This is a genomic window from Pseudomonas sp. A-R-19, assembly GCF_019956575.1.
Classification (GTDB): Bacteria; Pseudomonadota; Gammaproteobacteria; order Pseudomonadales; family Pseudomonadaceae; genus Aquipseudomonas.
This window is the reverse complement of sequence record NZ_JAHBDR010000063.1, coordinates 22,493-40,887: the sequence shown is the minus strand read 5'-3', so window position 1 is coordinate 40,887 and position 18,395 is coordinate 22,493. Positions and strand designations below refer to the sequence as shown.

Annotated in this window: 15 protein-coding genes; 13 read left to right on the top strand and 2 right to left on the bottom strand. The window is 61.0% G+C overall.

Annotated features, from left to right (window positions below):
• Positions 1 to 314: 314 nt before the first annotated feature.
• The 12 genes from KGA88_RS18295 to KGA88_RS18240 all read left to right on the top strand — a co-directional run bounded on the left by KGA88_RS18295 (position 315) and on the right by KGA88_RS18240 (position 16,298).
• The gene (locus KGA88_RS18295; RefSeq protein WP_223593310.1) at positions 315 to 1,664 is read left to right on the top strand and encodes a TolC family outer membrane protein; all 1,350 of its coding nucleotides are present in this window, start codon (positions 315 to 317) and stop codon (positions 1,662 to 1,664) included.
• A 42-nt stretch (positions 1,665 to 1,706) separates the two neighbouring features.
• Positions 1,707 to 3,863, top strand: a complete 2,157-nt coding sequence (locus KGA88_RS18290; protein WP_223593308.1) for a type I secretion system permease/ATPase — start codon at positions 1,707 to 1,709, stop codon at positions 3,861 to 3,863.
• Positions 3,853 to 5,217, top strand: a complete 1,365-nt coding sequence (locus KGA88_RS18285; RefSeq protein ID WP_223593306.1) for an HlyD family type I secretion periplasmic adaptor subunit — start codon at positions 3,853 to 3,855, stop codon at positions 5,215 to 5,217. The genes KGA88_RS18290 and KGA88_RS18285 overlap by 11 nt, the downstream gene beginning before the upstream one ends.
• Before the next feature lie 371 nt (positions 5,218 to 5,588).
• On the top strand, positions 5,589 to 6,476 hold the full coding sequence (locus KGA88_RS18280) for a TauD/TfdA dioxygenase family protein (protein WP_110658989.1): 888 nt from the start codon (positions 5,589 to 5,591) through the stop codon (positions 6,474 to 6,476).
• An 18-nt stretch (positions 6,477 to 6,494) separates the two neighbouring features.
• Positions 6,495 to 7,520: an ABC transporter substrate-binding protein gene (locus KGA88_RS18275; RefSeq protein ID WP_110658991.1), complete on the top strand. Its 1,026-nt coding sequence runs from the start codon at positions 6,495 to 6,497 to the stop codon at positions 7,518 to 7,520.
• Positions 7,521 to 7,525: 5 nt separating this feature from the next.
• A complete protein-coding gene (locus KGA88_RS18270) occupies positions 7,526 to 8,386 on the top strand; it encodes an ABC transporter ATP-binding protein (RefSeq protein ID WP_223593297.1) in 861 nt (286 codons plus the stop codon).
• Between the two features lie 21 nt (positions 8,387 to 8,407).
• Positions 8,408 to 9,274 carry an ABC transporter permease gene (locus tag KGA88_RS18265; RefSeq protein ID WP_223593295.1) on the top strand — a complete coding sequence of 289 codons (867 nt, stop codon included), beginning with the start codon at positions 8,408 to 8,410 and terminating at the stop codon, positions 9,272 to 9,274.
• A gap of 116 nt (positions 9,275 to 9,390) precedes the next feature.
• Positions 9,391 to 10,320 (top strand): LysR family transcriptional regulator, encoded by a 930-nt coding sequence (locus KGA88_RS18260; protein WP_223593293.1) that lies wholly within the window; start codon positions 9,391 to 9,393, stop codon positions 10,318 to 10,320.
• Positions 10,321 to 10,441: 121 nt separating this feature from the next.
• Positions 10,442 to 11,962 (top strand): MFS transporter, encoded by a 1,521-nt coding sequence (locus KGA88_RS18255; protein ID WP_223593291.1) that lies wholly within the window; start codon positions 10,442 to 10,444, stop codon positions 11,960 to 11,962.
• A gap of 26 nt (positions 11,963 to 11,988) precedes the next feature.
• The gene (locus tag KGA88_RS18250) at positions 11,989 to 13,053 is read left to right on the top strand and encodes an HlyD family secretion protein (RefSeq protein WP_223593289.1); all 1,065 of its coding nucleotides are present in this window, start codon (positions 11,989 to 11,991) and stop codon (positions 13,051 to 13,053) included.
• Positions 13,050 to 14,597, top strand: coding sequence for an efflux transporter outer membrane subunit (locus KGA88_RS18245; protein ID WP_223593287.1), 1,548 nt, complete (start codon positions 13,050 to 13,052; stop codon positions 14,595 to 14,597). The genes KGA88_RS18250 and KGA88_RS18245 overlap by 4 nt, the downstream gene beginning before the upstream one ends.
• A gap of 117 nt (positions 14,598 to 14,714) precedes the next feature.
• Entirely contained in the window at positions 14,715 to 16,298 is a 1,584-nt protein-coding gene (locus KGA88_RS18240; RefSeq protein WP_223593284.1) for a glycosyltransferase family 39 protein, read from the top strand.
• 18 nt (positions 16,299 to 16,316) lie between these two features.
• Here the strand turns inward: KGA88_RS18240 and KGA88_RS18235 are convergent, their stop codons facing one another.
• Together KGA88_RS18235 and KGA88_RS18230 are read right to left on the bottom strand one after the other, a co-directional pair.
• The gene (locus KGA88_RS18235; RefSeq protein WP_110659007.1) at positions 16,317 to 17,075 is read right to left on the bottom strand and encodes a slipin family protein; all 759 of its coding nucleotides are present in this window, start codon (positions 17,073 to 17,075) and stop codon (positions 16,317 to 16,319) included.
• 2 nt (positions 17,076 to 17,077) lie between these two features.
• The gene (locus tag KGA88_RS18230; RefSeq protein WP_110659009.1) at positions 17,078 to 17,611 is read right to left on the bottom strand and encodes an NfeD family protein; all 534 of its coding nucleotides are present in this window, start codon (positions 17,609 to 17,611) and stop codon (positions 17,078 to 17,080) included.
• Between the two features lie 199 nt (positions 17,612 to 17,810).
• On the opposite strand from KGA88_RS18230, the gene KGA88_RS18225 reads away from it, so the two are divergent.
• Positions 17,811 to 18,272, top strand: coding sequence for an aminoacyl-tRNA deacylase (locus tag KGA88_RS18225; protein ID WP_223593282.1), 462 nt, complete (start codon positions 17,811 to 17,813; stop codon positions 18,270 to 18,272).
• The last annotated feature ends 123 nt before the right edge of the window (positions 18,273 to 18,395 follow it).

Genomic DNA, 18,395 nt, shown 5'->3' with positions numbered 1-18,395 from the left:
CTGATGGCGTTTGCGCCGACCAGTCTGGACGTACATTGCAAAATAGATGCACAAGTTTGACGCATCAATTCGTCAATAATTTGGCTATATTTTTTCGCTATTAACTTTATGCCAAACTATTGACCTTCTTGAGGCCATCCTAAACAATCGTCCCAGTAATGTCACATTGATATTTGAGCTGTGACCCTGTCCTCGGTATGTGATCCAGTTCCGCTTTTGAACTTTCCGACATACGGTCATTCGGCTTGCCATCTTCCGACACGGCGCGTTTTTCAGCCGTGATTCAAGACAAGAAGTCCTGGGAAATTCCTACAATGCGTTCGCCTTTGTTCATGGCTATACCTTTCGCCCTCGCCGCGTCTTTCGTCCAGGCGCAATCCTTACCAGAAGCCATGCAACAAGCGCTGGATGTCCATCCGGAGGTCCAGGCTGGCGTCAACAGCCGACTGGCTGCCGATTATCAGTTGAAGGCTGCGAAGGGTGGGTACTTGCCACGGGTCGAGCTGCTGGGCGGTTATGGTCGTGAAGGTACCGATAGCGTGACAACGCGGGACGGCAGCAACAACCACTACGAAACCCTGAATCGCAGCGAGTCGAGCTTGCGACTGACCCAAATGGTCTTTGACGGTTTTGCGACGTCCAGCGAAGTAGGGCGTCAACAAGCCACCGTCAACTCCCGCGCCTATTCGCTGCTGAGTACTTCCGAGCGTACCGGGTTGACCGTGGCCCAGGTTTATCTCGACGTGCTGACCCGTCGTGAGTTCGTGCGTCTGGCCGAGGACAACCTCAAGAGCCACCAACGCATTTACGACCAGATCCAGCTGCGCACCCAGCGCGGCGTCGGCAGCGGCGCCGACCTCGATCAGGCGGAGGCGCGGATGGCCCAGGCGCGCAACAACCTGATCACCGAGCAGACCAATCTGGCTGATGCCGAAACCAACTACCTCTCGGCGGTCGGCCAGATGCCCGAACAACTGGAGCGCCCGGCGAGTTTCTTGGCGCTGATGCCGGCCAATCTGAATGAAGCCCGCGCGCAGATGCTGGAAAACAGCCCGATCCTGCGCTCGGCCGAATCCGATATCGCCGCTGCAGAGAAGCAGTACGACACGGCCAAGTCGACGTTCTACCCACGCTTCGATGCTGAGTTGGGTCGTACCGCGGACAACGACATTGATGGCCAGAACGCTCACAACAACGAATGGCAAGCCATGCTGCGCATGCGCTTCAACCTGTATTCCGGCGGCAGCAACAAGGCTGATCTGGAATCCAAGTCCTACCTGTCGAACCAGGCGCTGGATATCCGCAACAACGCCTTGCGCCAATTGAATGAAGAACTGGGCCTGGCCTGGAACGCCCTGAACAATGCCAACGCGCAGGTGCCGATCGCCCAGCAATACGTCGATCATAGCACCGCCGTGCGTACCGCTTATCAGCGTCAGTTCAGCCTTGGCGAGCGCACCCTGCTGGATTTGCTCGACAGCGAGAACGAACTGTTCAGCTCTTCTCGCCGCCTGGCGGAGATCAAGAACATTCAGTTATTTACTCAGTACCGAATCAAGGCGACCATGGGCGAGTTGCTCAAGAGCCAGGGAGTGGTCGCACCATTGGCATCCGTTGTGCAGAACGACGTGAAGCCCAAGGTCCAATTGCCCGGTATGAATTGAGTAGGACCTTCATTGTTCAATTGTTAGCCAAGAGTGCCGAGCGTGGAATCAGAAGTCAGTCGGGTTCAACTCATTCATGATCCGCGCGCGTTGCATGACGATCCGCTACTGGATGGCCTGCTCGCTCTTTGCATGCTGCACCAGAAGCCTGCCAGCGCGGCAATGCTCACCACCGGCCTGCCGCTGCCCGAGCAACGCTTGAGTGTCGAGTTGCTGCCACGTGCGGCCGCTCGCGCGGGGCTGCAAGGTCGGGTGCTGCAACGCAAGCTGGAAGATATTCCGGCGATTGCCATGCCGGCATTGTTGCTGCTCAAGGACGGTCGCAGTGCCGTCCTGCTTGGCTGGCAAGGCGAAGATCAGGTGCGGGTGCTGCTCAGCGAAAGCGATGGCGGCGAATCCCTGGTCAGCCGCGAGCTGCTGGCTGACGACTACACCGGCAAGGTCTTTTTCGCCCAGCCCCAGCACAAATTCGACGTCAATCACGGCACGCTGATCCCGCGTGCGCGCTCGTGGTTCCGCGACACCCTCAAGCGTTCGCGCTGGCTGTACGCCGACGCCATCGCCGCCAGTTTCCTGATCAACATCATTGCCATGGCCGCGCCATTGTTCGTGATGAACGTCTACGACCGCGTCGTGCCGAACCAGGCTGAGGCGACGTTGTGGGTGCTGGCGCTCGGCATCTCTGGCGCCTATCTCTTCGACCTGATCCTGAAAAGCCTGCGCAGCCTGTGCCTGGATCTGGCCGGCAAGAAAACCGACCTGATCATCTCGGCCACGCTGTTCGAGCGCATCGTCGGCATGGCCATGAAGTACCGGCCGGCGCGGGTCGGCAGCTTTGCCCAGAACATCCATGAGTTCCAGAGCCTGCGCGATTTCCTCGCCTCGCTGACGCTCACCAGCCTGATCGACCTGCCGTTCACCCTCCTGATTTTCCTCGTCATCGCGATCCTCGGCGGGCATCTGGTGTGGATCCCGGTGCTGGCATTCCCGATTGCCCTGGCCATCGGCTACGCCCTGCAGAAACCCCTGGTGGCGACCATGGAGCGGACCATGGCGCTGGGGGCCGAGCGGCAGTCGAGCCTGATCGAAACCCTGGCTGGCCTGGATGCGGTGAAGGTCAACAACGCCGAAAGCGAACGCCAGTATCAGTGGGAACAGACCATCGGCACCCTCAGCCGCCTTGAGTTGCGGGTGAAGATGCTGTCCGGCCTGGCGATGAACATCACCTTGCTGATCCAGCAGCTGGCCGGGGTGATCATGATCGTCTTCGGCGTGTACCAGATCATCGACGGTCACCTGAGCATGGGTGGCCTGGTGGCTTGCTACATGCTTAGTGGCCGTGCGCTCAGCCCGCTGGCGTCATTGTCCGGGTTGTTGACCCGCTATCAGCAGGCGCGGGTGACCATGACCTCGGTCGACCAGATGATGGAGCTGCCCCAGGAGCGCAATTTCGAGGAGCGTCCGCTCAGCCGCAAGGTGCTGCAGGGCGGTATTGAGTGCCGCCAGCTCAACTTCACCTACCCGCAACAGCAGAACCCGGCGCTGAAGAACATCAACCTGTCGATTCTTCCCGGCGAGAAAGTCGGGATCATTGGTCGAAGCGGCTCGGGCAAGAGCTCGCTGGCGAAATTGCTGGTGGGGCTGTATCAGCCGGATGACGGCTCGCTGTTGGTCGATGGTGTGGATATCCGTCAGATCGACGTCAGCGAGCTGCGTTACAACATCGGCTACGTGCCTCAGGACATTCAGTTGCTCGCCGGCACCTTGCGCGACAACCTGGTTTCCGGCGCGCGGTATGTCGAGGACGAACTGGTGCTGCAAGCGGCCGAGCTGGCCGGTGTCCACGAATATGCGCGCCTGCATCCGCAGGGTTATGAGCTGCAAGTGGGTGAGCGCGGGCAGAACCTTTCCGGCGGTCAACGGCAGAACGTTGCCCTGGCCCGTGCACTGTTGCTCAACCCGCCGATCCTGCTGCTCGACGAGCCGACCAGTGCCATGGATAACACTGGCGAAGAGCGCCTCAAGCAGCGCCTGGCGGCGGTGATCGAGAACAAGACCATGGTGCTGGTGACGCACCGGGCATCGCTGTTGTCGCTGGTCGATCGACTGATCGTGATCGACCGCGGGCAGATACTCGCCGATGGCCCGAAAGCCGCGGTGATGGAAGCGTTGAAGAAGGGGCAGATCAGTGTTGCTTAAGTCGGGTAAGGGTTCGATCCTTCGCTACTTCAAAGGCTCTGCTTCGCTGCAGGGCCAGCCGCTGCCGGAGGTCAACAAGGCGCTGATCGAGGATGCGCCACGGGTGGTACGGCTGACGATCTGGGCGATCATCGCGTTCTTTGTATTCCTGATGCTCTGGGCCAACTTCGCGGTCATCGACGAAGTGACCAAGGGCGACGGCAAGGCGATTCCCTCGTCGAAGATCCAGAAAATCCAGAACCTTGAAGGCGGTATCGTCTCAGAACTGTTCGTCAAGGAAGGCCAGATCGTCGAAGCTGGCGCACCGCTGCTTCGCCTGGACGACACGCGATTTGCTTCGAACGTCGGCGAAACCGAGGCCGACCGGATGTCGATGGTGCTGCGGGTCGAGCGCTTGAGCGCCGAAGTCGATGATCGCCCGCTGAACTTCCCCGAGGATGTGCTCAAGGCCGTGCCGGGTCAGGCCAAGAGCGAAGAGTCGCTCTATATCAGCCGCCGCCAGCAGTTGCATGACGAGATTGGCGGCTTGCAGGAGCAACTGATCCAGCGCCAGCAAGAGCTGCGCGAATTCACCTCCAAGCAGGCGCAGTATCGCCAGCAATTGGGCTTCCAGCGTCAGGAAATCAACATGTCCGAGCCGTTGGTGGCCCAGGGCGCGGTATCCCCGGTGGAAGTCCTGCGCCTCAGGCGTGCCGAAGCGGAGACCCGTGGCCAGCTCGACGCCACCACCCTGGCTATTCCGCGAGCCGAATCGGCGATCAAGGAAGTACAGCGCAAGATCGACGAAACCCGCGGCAAGTTCCGTAGCGATGCCCTGACCCAGCTCAATGAAGCACGCACCGATCTGAACAAGGCCCAGGCCACCGGCAAGGCCCTGGAAGACCGGGTCAGCCGCACGCTGGTCACTTCGCCGGTGCGCGGTATCGTCAACAAGTTGCTGGTCAATACCATCGGCGGGGTTATCCAGCCAGGCAGCGACCTGGTGGAAATCGTACCGCTGGACGACACCTTGCTGGTCGAGGCGAAGATCCGCCCGCAGGACATCGCGTTCCTGCACCCGGGGCAGGAAGCGACGGTGAAATTTACCGCCTATGACTACACCATCTACGGCGGGATGAAGGCCAAGCTGGAGCAGATCGGCGCCGATACCATTACCGACGAAGACAAGAAAACTACCTACTACCTCATCAAGCTGCGCACCGACCGCAGCCACCTGGGTACCGATGAAAAGCCGTTGCTGATCATTCCTGGGATGGTGGCCTCGGTGGACATCATTACCGGCAAGAAGACCATTCTCAGCTATCTGATCAAGCCGATCATCAAGGCGCGGGCCGAGGCGCTGCACGAGCGCTAGATCTTTAGTTGATTCACTGGCCCCATCGCGGGCAAGCCCGACTCCTACAGGTTTTTGTGTCGAACACATGATCGTGCTTCAACAAAGAACCTTGTGGGAGCCGGGCTTGCCCGCGATGGCGTCAGTCAAAACACCTCAACCCTGTCAGTAAGTGACAAAAAACGTCACTCTGCCGTTCGCTCAGTCCCTTCTCAATCGCCATATCGTTATTCATTAACGGTATTTAAATTTCAATTCTTATATCTATAAAGTTAATCCCCTGCGTACCTGCCGACCAATCGGCGCGCCGCACGACACGAACCAACACGGGATCTCCGTGAGTTTCTGATCGACGCGCGCGCCTTTGAGCGTGCCGTGCGTGGGAGTGATTTATGTCTGCAGCTTCAGCTTCGCCAAGCATTGCGCCACAATTCTTTGAAGTCCGCCCATTCAGCGGTGCGGTGGGTGCCGAAATCATCGGTCTCGACCTGTCCCGCCCAATCAATGATCAGGACTTCGCACGCATTCACCGCGCGCATCTGGACCATCATGTGGTGGTGTTCCGTGACCAGCGCATCACCCCCGAACAGCACATCGACTTCAGCCGTCGTTTTGGCGTGTTGCAGATTCATGTGCTCAAGCAGTTCCTGCTGGCAGGGCATCCGGAAATCCTCATCGTTTCCAACGTCGTCGAAAACGGCCAGAACATTGGCTTGGGCGATGCCGGCAAGTTCTGGCACTCCGACCTCTCCTACAAGGAGCTGCCGAGCCTGGGTTCGATGCTGCACGCCCAGGAGCTGCCATCGGAGGGCGGCGACACGCTGTTCGCCGACATGCACAAAGCCTGGGACAACCTGCCCGAGGCGCTGCGCACAGCGGTGGAAGGCCGCTCGGCCGCGCACTCCTACACGGCGCGTTACAGCGAGACCAAATTCGAAGGCAACTGGCGCCCGACCCTGACCCAGGAGCAACTGGCCCAGGTTGCGGAAGTGGTGCACCCGGTCGTGCGTACCCACCCGGAAAACGGCCGCAAGGCCCTGTTCGTCAGTGAAGGGTTCACCACCCGCATCGTTGGCCTGCCGGAAGACGAGAGCCAACAACTGCTGACCGAGCTCTACGCCCACAGCGTACTGCCGCAAAACATCTATCGCCATCAATGGCAGCCCCATGACCTGGTGTTCTGGGACAACCGTTCGCTGATCCACCTCGCCGCCGGATGCCCCAGCCATCTGCGCCGCAAGTTGTATCGCACCACCATCCAGGGCGACGCGCCTTTCTGATTTGTCGGAGATTTGACCATGTCCAAACGTCTGCCCTTTGCACCCCTGGCCGCCGCCATTGGCCTGGGTTTCAGCCTGATCGCCGGCAGCCTGGTGGCGCCGACCGTGGCCCACGCCGAAGGTGAAATCCGCATCGCCGAACAATTCGGCATCGTCTACCTGCTACTGAACGTGGTACGCGATCAGAACCTGATCGAGAAGTACGGCAAGCAGGAAGGTATCGACATCAAGGTCGACTGGACCCAGCTCTCTGGCGGGGCGGCGGTCAACGATGCGTTGCTGTCCGGCTCCATCGACATTGCCGGTGCCGGCGTCGGTCCGTTGCTGACCATCTGGGACCGTACCCATGGCAAGCAGAACGTCAAGGCCGTGGCTTCCCTCGGCAACTTCCCGTACTACCTGGTGAGCAATAACCCCAAGGTCAAGACCATCGCCGACTTCACCGAGAAGGACCGCATCGCGGTGCCGGCCGTGGGTGTTTCGGTGCAGTCGCGTTTCCTGCAATACGCAGCCGCCAAACAGTGGGGTGACAAGGACTTCAATCGCCTCGACAAGTACACCATCGCGGTTCCGCACCCCGACGCGACAGCGGCGTTGGTGGCCGGCGGCACCGAGCTGAGCGGGCACTTCTCCAACCCACCATTCCAGGATCAGGAGCTGGCCAATCCCAATGTGCATGTGGTGTTGAACACCTATGACCTGCTCGGGCCGAACTCGCCGACGGTGCTGTTCGCTACCGAGAAATTCCGCAATGAGAACCCGAAAACCTACAAAGCATTCATTGATGCGCTGACCGAAGCGGCAACCTTTGCCCAGAACGACAAAGGTGCGGCGGCGGACACTTACATCCGCGTCACCAAGGCCAAAATCGACCGCGCCGCATTGCTGAAAATCATCGACAACCCGCAGTTCGAATTCAGCGTCACGCCGAAAAATACTTACCCGTTGGCCGAGTTCCTCTACCGCGTTGGCGCGATCAAGAACAAACCGGAGTCGTGGAAGGACTACTTCTTCCAGGACGCCAAGCCACTGCAAGGGAGCTGACCGAAATGAATGCCCCTTTGCAAGGCCACACGGTCAGCAAACCGATCGCGGCAGCCCAGGCGCTGCTGTCGGTCGATAACGTCAGCCTCGAATACCGCACGCCGCAGCGTGTGGTGCGGGCGACCCATCAAGTGAGTTTCGAGATCGACCCGGCGGACCGTTTTGTCCTGCTCGGGCCGTCCGGTTGCGGCAAGTCGACATTGCTCAAGGCCGCCGCCGGATTCATCCAGCCCGTGGAAGGTGAGATCCGTCTGCAAGGTCGGCGCGTCGATGCGCCGGGGCCGGACCGGATCGTGGTGTTCCAGGAGTTCGATCAACTGCCGCCGTGGAAAACCGTTAAACAGAACGTGATGTTTCCGCTGCTGGCCTCGAAAACCCTCAAGCGCAAAGAGGCCGAGGAGCGGGCGCTGCATTATCTGGAGAAGGTGGGTTTGGCAGCGTTTGCCGATGCTTATCCGCATACCCTGTCCGGCGGCATGAAGGCACGGGTTGCCATTGCCCGGGCGTTGGCGATGCAGCCGAAAATCCTCCTGATGGACGAACCCTTCGCCGCCCTCGATGCGCTGACCCGACGCAAGATGCAGGAGGAACTGTTGCTGCTCTGGGAGGAAGTGCGCTTCACGCTGCTGTTCGTCACGCACTCCATCGAAGAGGCACTGGTGGTGGGCAACCGCATTCTGTTGCTGTCACCGCATCCAGGGCGAGTGCGGGCGGAAGTCCACAGCCATCAATACGATTTGCACAGCCTTGGCGGTGCGGCGTTTCAGGAGTCGGCACGGCGCATCCATCGGTTGTTGTTCGATGAAGGCCAATCAGCGCAAGCCGAGCATGAGCTGGACTTCGCCGACATCCGTATTGCTTATTGAGCCAGTTGAGAGGAGGGCCCGATGAGCCATTTATCATCCCCGCGTGAAGAGTTCGAAACGGTTTTGCAGCCACTGACCAGCGTGCCGCTGGAGCGTGAGTTACCCATCGGTCAACGCTTGTGGCAGCAAAGTTGGTTGCGTAAAAGCCTGATCCTGATTTTGCTTGCTGTGCTGTGGGAGGCCGTTGCCCGGTATCAGAATAACGACCTGCTGCTGCCAAGTTTTCTTCAGACCACTCATGCCCTGTACGACGGCCTGCTCAGCGGCGAATTGCTCGGCAAGGTGTGGATTTCCCTGGTGGTGTTGCTCAAGGGTTACCTGATCGGCATCGTCCTCGCGTTTGCGCTGACCACGTTGGCAGTGTCGACCCAGTTTGGGCGCGATCTGCTCAGCACCCTGACCTCGATGTTCAACCCGTTGCCGGCGATTGCGCTGCTGCCGCTGGCGCTGCTGTGGTTCGGCCTGGGTCAGAACAGCCTGATTTTCGTGCTGGTGCATTCGGTGCTCTGGGCCTTGGCGTTGAACACCTACGCCGGATTCCTCGGCGTTTCGGAAACCCTGCGCATGGCCGGGCGCAATTACGGCCTCAAGGGCATGCGTTTTGTGCTGTTCATCCTGATCCCGGCAGCATTGCCATCGATCCTTGCCGGCCTGAAGATCGGCTGGGCGTTTGCCTGGCGCACGTTGATTGCTGCGGAGCTGGTATTTGGTGCGACCAGTGGGAAGGGCGGGCTGGGGTGGTACATTTTCCAGAATCGCAATGAGCTGTACACGGACAAGGTCTTTGCTGGCCTGGCGGTGGTGATTCTGATTGGGTTGCTGGTGGAGAACCTGGTGTTTGATTCGTTGGAACGGGTGACGGTGAAACGGTGGGGGATGGTACGGTAGAAAAATCGCCAATCGCGAGCAGCTCGCGAAGGCAGCCGACCCATCATCACTGATCCAGAAGGGATGTTTGCTAGCATTGCACTTGAATCAATCCTGATCAGATATGAGTGCTTGCCATGCAACTCCCGGACATGAACCTGTTGGTCGCCCTCGACGCCTTGCTCGATGAGGGCAGCGTGGTGGGCGCCGCGCGGCGGATGAACCTGAGCCCGGCGGCCATGAGCCGGACGTTGGCGCGCATCCGCGAAGCCATTGGCGATCCGATCCTGGTGCGCGCCGGCCGTGGCCTGGTGCCGACCCCCAAGGCGCTGGCGTTGCGCGAACAGGTGCGCAGTGTGGTCGAGCAGGCCGGGCTGCTGTTTCGTTCGGCCGATACGGTGGAATTGAGTTCACTGCGGCGGCGGTTCAGTATTCGGGCCAACGACTTCTTTGTCGGCGTTTACGGCGGCAAGCTGTTCGCCACCCTTGACCGGCAGGCGCCGCACTGCGAGTTGCGTTTCGTCCCGGAAGGCGATGGCGATGATGAGGCATTGCGCGAAGGGAGGATCGATCTGAGCGTCAGCAACACCCGGCCATTGACCCCGGAAGTGAAGGTTCAGAACCTGTTTTCCACCCACTTCGTCGGCCTGGTGCGCGAGGATCATCCGCTGCTGGACGAGGAGATCACGGCAGAGCGCTATGCCGGTTATTCCCATATCAGCATGTCCCGGCGTGGCATTGCCCGTGGTCCGATCGATACCGCGCTGAATGCCCTGGGGCTGGAGCGGCGAGTGGCGGTGATCGCGCCAAGCTTTCATGCGGCGATGTTTGCCCTGCCCGATTCCGACCTGATTCTGCCGGTGCCGAAGGAAGCCTTGCTGAGTGTGCGGCGGCTGGGGTTGAAGCTGCGCTCGTTCGACCTGCCGATTCCTTTGCCGACCCTGATGCTGACCCAGGCCTGGCACCCGCGCTTCGACAAGGACCCAGCGCACCGCTGGCTGCGTGAAACGCTGAAAGCCTGCTGCGAAGAAACGTGGCTGGCCGCACAACCTGAAATTCACCGCTGACCTCCCACAGGGTTTTGTATTGTTGCGTCTGGCGCACTTATAACCTGCCAATAAGTTGATTTTCGTCAGGCATAACGCTTCCTAGAATGCTTCGGTATTTCCACACCGGAGCTTGCAGTACATGACTTCCCTTACGGCCACCGCACCTGTTGCGGCAGCCGCTCCGCCCGTCTTCGGCCCACGGATCATCATCGGCCTGATAGGCGTGCTGCTGGCGGTGCTGGTATCGGGCCTGAACGAGATGGTGACCAAAGTCGCCCTGGCCGACATCCGCGGTGCGTTGGCCATCGGCTACGACGAAGGCACCTGGCTGGTCGCCTGTTACACCGCGACGTCCGTGGCGGCCATGGCCTTCGCGCCATGGTGTGCGGTGACGTTCTCGTTGCGGCGTTTCACCCTGTGCGCCATCGGCCTGTTCACCCTGTTGGGCGTGTTGTGCCCCTTCGCCCCGGATTACGAAAGCCTGTTGTTGCTGCGTACCTTGCAAGGCCTGGCGGGCGGGGCATTGCCACCCATGCTGATGACCGTGGCCCTGCGGTTTCTGCCGGCCAACGTGAAGTTGTATGGCCTGGCCGGTTATGCCCTGACGGCGACATTCGGCCCGGGTCTGGGCACGCCATTGGCCGGGTTATGGACCGAATATGTCGGCTGGCAGTGGACCTTCTGGCAAATCATCGCGCCGTGCCTGATTGCCATGGCTGCGGTGGCGTATGGCTTGCCCCGGGACCCGCTGCGCCTGGAACGCTTCAAGTCTTTCAACTGGCGCGGTGTGCTGCTGGGTTTTCCCGCCATCTGCATGCTGGTGATCGGCATCCTGCAAGGCAACCGCCTGGATTGGTTCGAATCCAGCCTGATCTGCGGGCTGCTCGGTGGCGGGTTGTTGTTACTGGTGCTGTTTTTGGCCGGCGAGTGCTCGCAGCCGATACCCTTTTTCAAGATGCAGATGCTCGGCATCCGTAACCTGTCTTTCGCCCTGCTGACCCTGGCGGGCGTGCTGGTGGTGTTGCAGGCGGTGATCATCATTCCGTCCAGCTACCTGGCGCAGGTCCAGGGTTATCGCCCGGTGCAGACCGCGCCGATCATGCTGCTGGCGGCGCTGCCGCAATTGATTGCGCTGCCGTTGGTGGCGGCGCTGTGCAACTTTCGCTGGGTCGATTGCCGCTGGGTGTTGGGCATCGGCCTGAGCATGCTGGCGCTGTCGTGCGTCGGTGGCTCGCAACTGACGTCCGCGTGGATTCGTGACGATTTCTACGTGCTGCAATGGCTGCAGATTTTCGGCCAGCCCATGGCGGTGCTGCCGCTACTGATGCTGTCCACCGGCAGCATCAACCCGATGCAAGGGCCGTTCGCATCGGCCTGGTTCAACACCGTCAAAGGCCTGTCGGCGGTCATCGCCACCGGGGTGATCGAAGCGCTGACCACGGCACGCCTGCATTTTCACTCGACCATGCTGGTCGATCGCCTCGGCAACTCGCCTCTGGTCGAGCGCGACAGCGCAAGCCTTGCTCATCGCCTGCATGAGCAAGCGCTGGTGCTCACTTCCTCTGATCTTTACCTGTGCATGGCGGGCATCGCCGTGACCTTGATCCTGTTGATTTTCTGGCTGCCGACGCGGATCTATCCGCCGCGCGCACCGACCTGAATGCTCCACTGATACAGAAGGTTTTCATGAACACTCAAGCAAAGCAGAAAGTCGTGGTTGCCGTGGCCGTCGCATTGGCCGTCGGCGTGTTGCTGTACCTGGCGATGCCTGGCCTGTTCGGCAAGCGTACCCAGCAGAACACCAACGATGCTTATGTCTCGGCGGATTACACCCTGGTCGTGCCGCGGGTCGCCGGGTTTATCCAGCAAGTGCTGGTCGAGGACAACCAGCAGGTCAAGGCCGGGCAGTTGCTGGCACTGATCGATGACCGGGATCTGCGCGCCGCCGCCCAGGCCGCCGACGCCGAAACACTGGTGGCCAGGGCGCAACTGCAAAACGCCCGGGCGACCCTGGAGCGCCAGGCCTCGGTGATTGCCCAGGCGCAATCCTCGGTGGTCTCGGCCAAGGCGGAAATGGCCTTTGCCGAGCATGAATTGAACCGCTACAACCACCTCGCCGGAGTGGGCGCCGGCACGGTGCAAAATGCGCAGCAGGCGCAAACGCGCATCGACCAGGCGTCGGCACGAATGTCCAATGCCACGGCAGTGCTGGCGGCGGAGCGTAAGCAAGTGGAGATCCTCACGGCCCAGCGCGATGCTGCCGAAGGGGGGCTGAAGCGGGCGCAGGCGAAGCTGGAAATGGCCAGCTACGAGCTGTCCTATACGCGGATCGTCGCGCCTCAGGACGGCATGGTTGGCGAACGCGCGGTGCGGGTCGGCGCCTACGTCACGCCGGGCAGCAAAATCCTCGCGGTGGTGCCGCTGGCACAGGCTTACGTGATGGCCAATTTCCAGGAAACCCAACTGACGGATGTGCAGCCGGGGCAGGCTGTGCAAGTGCGCGTTGACAGTCTGGGCGGTGCGGCACTCAACGGTCGTGTCGAAAGCATTGCACCGGCCACCGGGGTGACGTTCGCCGCGATCAAGCCGGACAACGCCACCGGCAACTTCACCAAGGTGGTGCAGCGGATACCGGTGAAGATCGTGCTGGATCCGGGGCAATCGCTGGCCGAGCGCTTGCGGGTGGGGATGTCGGTGGAGGCGAGTATTGATACGGCCACCGCCAAGGCGAAAGAGGTTGTTCAGCGATGAAGATTTTCGTTGATCGTGCTGACGCCTTCGCGAGCAAGCCCGCTCCCACAGTTGACTGCATTCCCCTGTGGGAGCGGGCTTGCTCGCGAAGAGGCCATCAGCCTCGCCTTACTTTTTCTGCCTTGCTTGTGCTGAGCCTGTCAGCCTGCACCGTAGGCCCCGATTTCCAAAAGCCCGAAACCACACAAATCGCCGAATGGGCAAAACCATCAAAGCCAGCCGCCAGCCAGGCCATCGCCGAAACAATGGATGAGCGTTGGTGGGAAGTGTTCCACGACCCAAAACTCTCGGCCTTGAGCCAGCGCGCCCTGACCGACAACCTCGACCTGAAGCTGGCCGGCAGCCGCTTGCAGCAAAGTCGTGCGGTGCGCCAGGTCATCACTGCCGACCGCTACCCCAGCACGGCCGCCAGTGGCGGTTACGGGCGCAATCGCAACAGTGCTGAAGGTCTGAGCGACCCGTCGGGTCACAATGGCCAATCGGCCTTCAATCTGTGGAACGCCGGCTTTTCCGCGTCCTGGGAACTGGATTTTTGGGGCCGCGTGCGCCGGGAAACCGAAGCCGCCGACGCCAACCTTGAAGTCGCCGAGAACGACCGGCGCGGCGTGCTGCTGTCGGTGCTGGCCGAAACCGCGCAGGACTACATTCAGTTGCGCGGGGTGCAGAACACCCGGCTCGTCACCGAGCAGAACCTCGATGTCGCCCGCCACAGCCTGAAGCTTTCGCAGCTGCGCCTGGCCGACGGCGTCGCGACGGACCTGGATGTCGCCGAAGCCGCCGCGCAGGTGGCGGCCATCGAGTCGCGCCTGCCCGCGCTGGAGCAGCGCCAGTGGCAACTGATCAACGCCCTGAGTCTGTTGATGGGCGAACCGCCCCAGGCATTGGCGGCGGAGTTATCCACAGACGCACCGGTGCCACAAACGCCGCGACAGGTTGCCATTGGCTTGCCTTCGCAACTGGCTGAACGGCGGCCGGACATTCGCCAGGCCGAAGCACGGCTGCATGCCGCCACGGCCAGCATTGGCGTGGCCAAGGGCGATTTCTATCCGCGCATCACCTTGTCGGGGAGCATCGGTTCCCAGGCCATGCAACTGAGCGATTTCGGCTCCTGGGGCTCGCGTTCGTTCGGCATCGGCCCGCAGTTCAGCTTGCCGTTGTTCGACGGTGGTCGCTTGCGCGGAGTGTTGAACCTGCGTGAGGCGCAACAACAGGAAGCCGCTATCGCCTATCAGCAAACCGTGCTGCGCGCCTGGCATGAAATCGATGACCAGTTGAGCGCCTACAACGCCAGCCAGTTGCGCCGCGACAGCCTGGCCGAAGCGGTGCGCCAGAACCGCATTGCGCTGGACACCGCGCAACAGCAGTACGTCGAGGGCGTGGTGGATTTCGTCAACGTACTCACCGTGCAAGGAGCGTTGCTGGCCACGCAGGAACAGTGGGTCGAGAGTTCGACCGGCGTGTCTCTGGCGGCCGTCGGGTTGTACAAGGCGCTGGGTGGCGGATGGCAGTCAGTGTATCCCGTGGCGCAGACGGCGCAGCGCTGACGGTGCGGACGCCGGCTATCGCTCCATTATCGGGTCAGCATCGACGTTGCTCGGCTTGAAGGGCTAAAGTGATGCGTAATCAATCTGGCTCTTCACTCAACGTCACAAGGGGAGGCAATGGAGGCGCGCAGAGAAACGCCGATGGGCGACACTCAGGGACCGCACGCCAATCCTGGTTTCGCCAGGGGCGCGCAACCGTTGATCCGTTGGGCGAGAGAGCATTGGCTGGTGCCGATTCTGGTATTGGCCGCGCTGGTGCGCTTTTACGATCTGACCGCTGCCGCGATTTGGGGCGACGAGGGTTCCAGCCTGCTGCTGGCCAGTTATTCAGTACCTGACATCTGGTTGCACGCTGCCTACGACGTGCATCCGCCGCTGTATTTCATATTGCTGCACGGCTGGATCGCGATGTTTGGCGACGGCATATTGTCGATCCGCTGCCTCAGTGCCCTGCCGGGGATTGCCTCGGTCGGGCTCGGCGTATGGCTGGTCGATCGGCTCGCCACACGCCGAGCCGCAATATTGGCCGGCGTCCTGTTGGCCCTGCTGCCCACGGCGGTGCGCTACAGCCAGGAAGTACGCATGTATTCGTTACTGGGACTGTGGTTGCTGGGGGCAACCATCGCGCTGGTGTACTGGATCCGCAAGCCACAGCGCCGGCGCTATCTGGTGATCTATGTCGTGCTGATGAGCGCGGCGTTTTACACGCATTACTTCACTGCCCTGTGCGTGCTCTGCCATTGGTTGTACCTGGGGATCATCCGTGTGCAGCCGGGTCATCGTCTGCGGCACATCCAGCGGGGTGACTGGTGGCTGGCCAACATGGCTATCGTGGCGCTGTATCTGCCGTGGTTACCGGGGTTCGTCGACCTGTTACGGCACCTGGACCAACTCAAGGCCAATGGCGATGTCGGCTGGGAATTGCCCGTCAGCCTGGACTCCTTGCCGTCGATGGTCTGGTCGTTGCTGACCCAGGACGACGGCGAAACACTGCCTCCCCTGGTGTTTATTGCCTTGCCGGTGACCTTGCCGGTGTTGGCATGGGTGGCGCTGGCACGGGATCGAAGCGTGTTCCGTGGCAGTGCGTTGCTCGCGGTCTACACCTTTGTCCCGATGCTGCTGGTGTTTGCGGTGTCGTTTTTTTCGCCGATATTCATCGAGCGCTACCTCACCGCGTATGCCCTTGGCCTGCCGCTGTTGGCGGCATTGGCAATCGACCGCTTGTACTCCGGTTCCCGGGTGCTGGCCCTGACGGTGCTGGTGCTGTTTGTCGGTGTGGAACTGGTGGGCCTGAAAAACAACGCGACGGTGGATGTCCATGATCAGGTCAACGTCCTTGTGGAAGACGTCAATCTGCATTTTCAGCCCGGTGACCGGATCGTCACCAGCGACATGCTCTGGTACTTGAGTTACGTCTACTACAACCGCACCAATACCCAGCCGCTGCTGTACACCCCGCCACGGGCCGATGGCACTTCGAGCCGGCCGAACGACTATGGTTTCGGTACCTTGACGACGCCAGACACTTATCTGGATCACTTGAGCGATTTGCCCAAGGGCACGGGGCGAATCTGGCTGATTGGCACCGCCGACGTACCTGACGAGTTCGCACCGTTGCCAGCGCAATGGCATATCGCACGTCAGATGAAGGCCGGTGGTGTTGCCGCGAGGTTGTACCTGTCCGGCAATACCGGGCCATGAGTGGCGTCATCGTAGCCTTCAGGGTTTCGACGACAAGTCCGCCATGCCCTTGAGCAACTCGATCGGTAGCGGAAAGACGATGGTCGAGCTCTTGTCGCCGGCAATCGAACTCAGGGTCTGCATGTAGCGCAGCTGCATGGCCCCCGGTTGGCGGCCAAGCATTTCGGCGGCCTGCATGAGTTTTTCCGAGGCCTGCAATTCACCCTCGGCGTGGATCACCTTGGCTCGCCGTTCCCGTTCGGCTTCGGCCTGCTTGGCGATGGCGCGGATCATCGATTCGTTGAGGTCCACGTGCTTGATCTCGACGTTGGCGACCTTGATGCCCCAGGCGTCGGTCTGGGCGTCGAGCACTTGCTGGATGTCCAGGTTCAACCGTTCGCGTTCGGCCAGCAATTCGTCCAGTTCGTGTTTACCCAGCACCGCCCGCAACGTGGTTTGCGCCAATTGACTGGTGGCGGCCAGGAAGTCCTCGACCTGAATGATGGCCTTCTGCGGATCGAGCACGCGGAAATACAGCACCGCGTTGACCTTGACCGACACGTTGTCGCGGGTGATCACGTCTTGCGGCGGCACGTCCAGTACCACGGTGCGCAAATCGACCCTGACCATTTGCTGGACCACCGGAATCAGCAGGATCAGGCCGGGTCCCTTGACCTGCCAGAAGCGCCCGAGTTGGAACACCACCCCGCGCTCGTACTCGCGCAGGATGCGAAACGTCGCCCCCGCCAGTGCGATCAGCAACAGCAGGAGCGCGACAAGACCCAATTGCAAACCCATGACTATTCTCCGCCCGGCACCGCGTCAGCCGCGGCCACTTGCAGCAGCAAACCCTTGCGCCCCACCACCCGCACCTGTTGCCCGGGTTGCAGCGGTGTCGCGCTGAGCACTTGCCATTGTTCTCCTTGCAGATGCACCCAGCCGCCATAGGCGTTGCCGGCCTGCAATGACGTCACCGCTGTCACGCTGCCGAGCAGCCCGGCATCACCACTGACAGTGTGGCGCGGTCGGGTTTTCAGGGCGTGAATCACCAGGTAGATCAGCAACAGCGCGCTGACCAGTCCCAGGCCGATCATCAGCGGCACGGGCACTTCGGTATTGGACAGGATCACCGCACCGATCACGAACATCACGATGCCGCCCAGGCCGATCACGCCGTAATTGGGCAGCGCCGCCTCGGCGATCAGGAACGCGATGCCGAAGGTGATCAGCCAGATTCCGACGGGGTTGGGCATCAGCACCACGACCGTGTCGGCGGCGCAGGCCGATCCGCTCAACGCCAACAGCAACGCAACTGCACAGCAACGCGTGTTCACTTGACCCTCCGGGAGAGTCTTGAGGTGGCTCTGTAGACAGTTTAGTTGACACGCGAGCTGTATGAATTTTGCTCAATTGTCGACGACGTCCGATGGGCGGATTTCCCGCCGGAACCCGTCGGCAGGCCTAGACTTTCACTACGCAAGCAAAGCGTTAACCATCGTCCGCCAGCGGTCATGGCGGACACCGAGGTGCATCATGCGTATGGCAAGAACCGTGCAGCGAAGCCTGGAAAAGGCCCAATGCAACTACGACGTCGTCAGCCACCCACACTCGGCCAGCAGCCTTGAAACGGCGCGGGTCGCAGGTATTCCTGCCGAAAGGGTGGCCAAATCGGTGATCCTCGACGATCACCATGGCCATTACCTGATGGCCGTGCTGCCCGCCAGCCGTCACCTTGACCTGAGTAAAGTGCGCAGCAGCGGTGAGTGGCAGGTTTCCCGCGAAAGCAATCTGGCGCACCTGTTCGATGATTGCGAACGCGGTGCCGTACCGGCGCTGGGCGAGTCCTATGGGTTGGAGGTGGTCATCGATCCGCTGCTGACCCGGCAAAAAGACATCTATCTGGAGGCCGGCAACCACGTCAACCTGGTGCGCATGGACATGCCCGAGTTCCTGAAAATGGTGCCGCATGCGGAGGTGCGGGAGTTGAGTCATTGAGTTTTGCACTGTCCATGCTGCCGTCTTCGCGAGCAAGCCCGCTCCCACAGGGACTGCGATTGACCTGTAGGAGCGGGCTTGCCCGCGATGACCGCGCAGCGGTCTCTTAATCGGTTTACAGGA

Coding starts and splice junctions, on each gene's coding strand:
- KGA88_RS18245 (WP_223593287.1), top strand. CDS start 13,050: ATGAAGATTTTCGTTGATCGTGCTGACGCCTTCGCGAGCAAGCCCGCT.
- KGA88_RS18260 (WP_223593293.1), top strand. CDS start 9,391: ATGCAACTCCCGGACATGAACCTGTTGGTCGCCCTCGACGCCTTGCTC.
- KGA88_RS18270 (WP_223593297.1), top strand. CDS start 7,526: ATGAATGCCCCTTTGCAAGGCCACACGGTCAGCAAACCGATCGCGGCA.
- KGA88_RS18250 (WP_223593289.1), top strand. CDS start 11,989: ATGAACACTCAAGCAAAGCAGAAAGTCGTGGTTGCCGTGGCCGTCGCA.
- KGA88_RS18240 (WP_223593284.1), top strand. CDS start 14,715: ATGGAGGCGCGCAGAGAAACGCCGATGGGCGACACTCAGGGACCGCAC.
- KGA88_RS18235 (WP_110659007.1), bottom strand. CDS start 17,075: ATGGGTTTGCAATTGGGTCTTGTCGCGCTCCTGCTGTTGCTGATCGCA.
- KGA88_RS18265 (WP_223593295.1), top strand. CDS start 8,408: ATGAGCCATTTATCATCCCCGCGTGAAGAGTTCGAAACGGTTTTGCAG.
- KGA88_RS18225 (WP_223593282.1), top strand. CDS start 17,811: ATGCGTATGGCAAGAACCGTGCAGCGAAGCCTGGAAAAGGCCCAATGC.
- KGA88_RS18280 (WP_110658989.1), top strand. CDS start 5,589: ATGTCTGCAGCTTCAGCTTCGCCAAGCATTGCGCCACAATTCTTTGAA.
- KGA88_RS18275 (WP_110658991.1), top strand. CDS start 6,495: ATGTCCAAACGTCTGCCCTTTGCACCCCTGGCCGCCGCCATTGGCCTG.
- KGA88_RS18295 (WP_223593310.1), top strand. CDS start 315: ATGCGTTCGCCTTTGTTCATGGCTATACCTTTCGCCCTCGCCGCGTCT.
- KGA88_RS18255 (WP_223593291.1), top strand. CDS start 10,442: ATGACTTCCCTTACGGCCACCGCACCTGTTGCGGCAGCCGCTCCGCCC.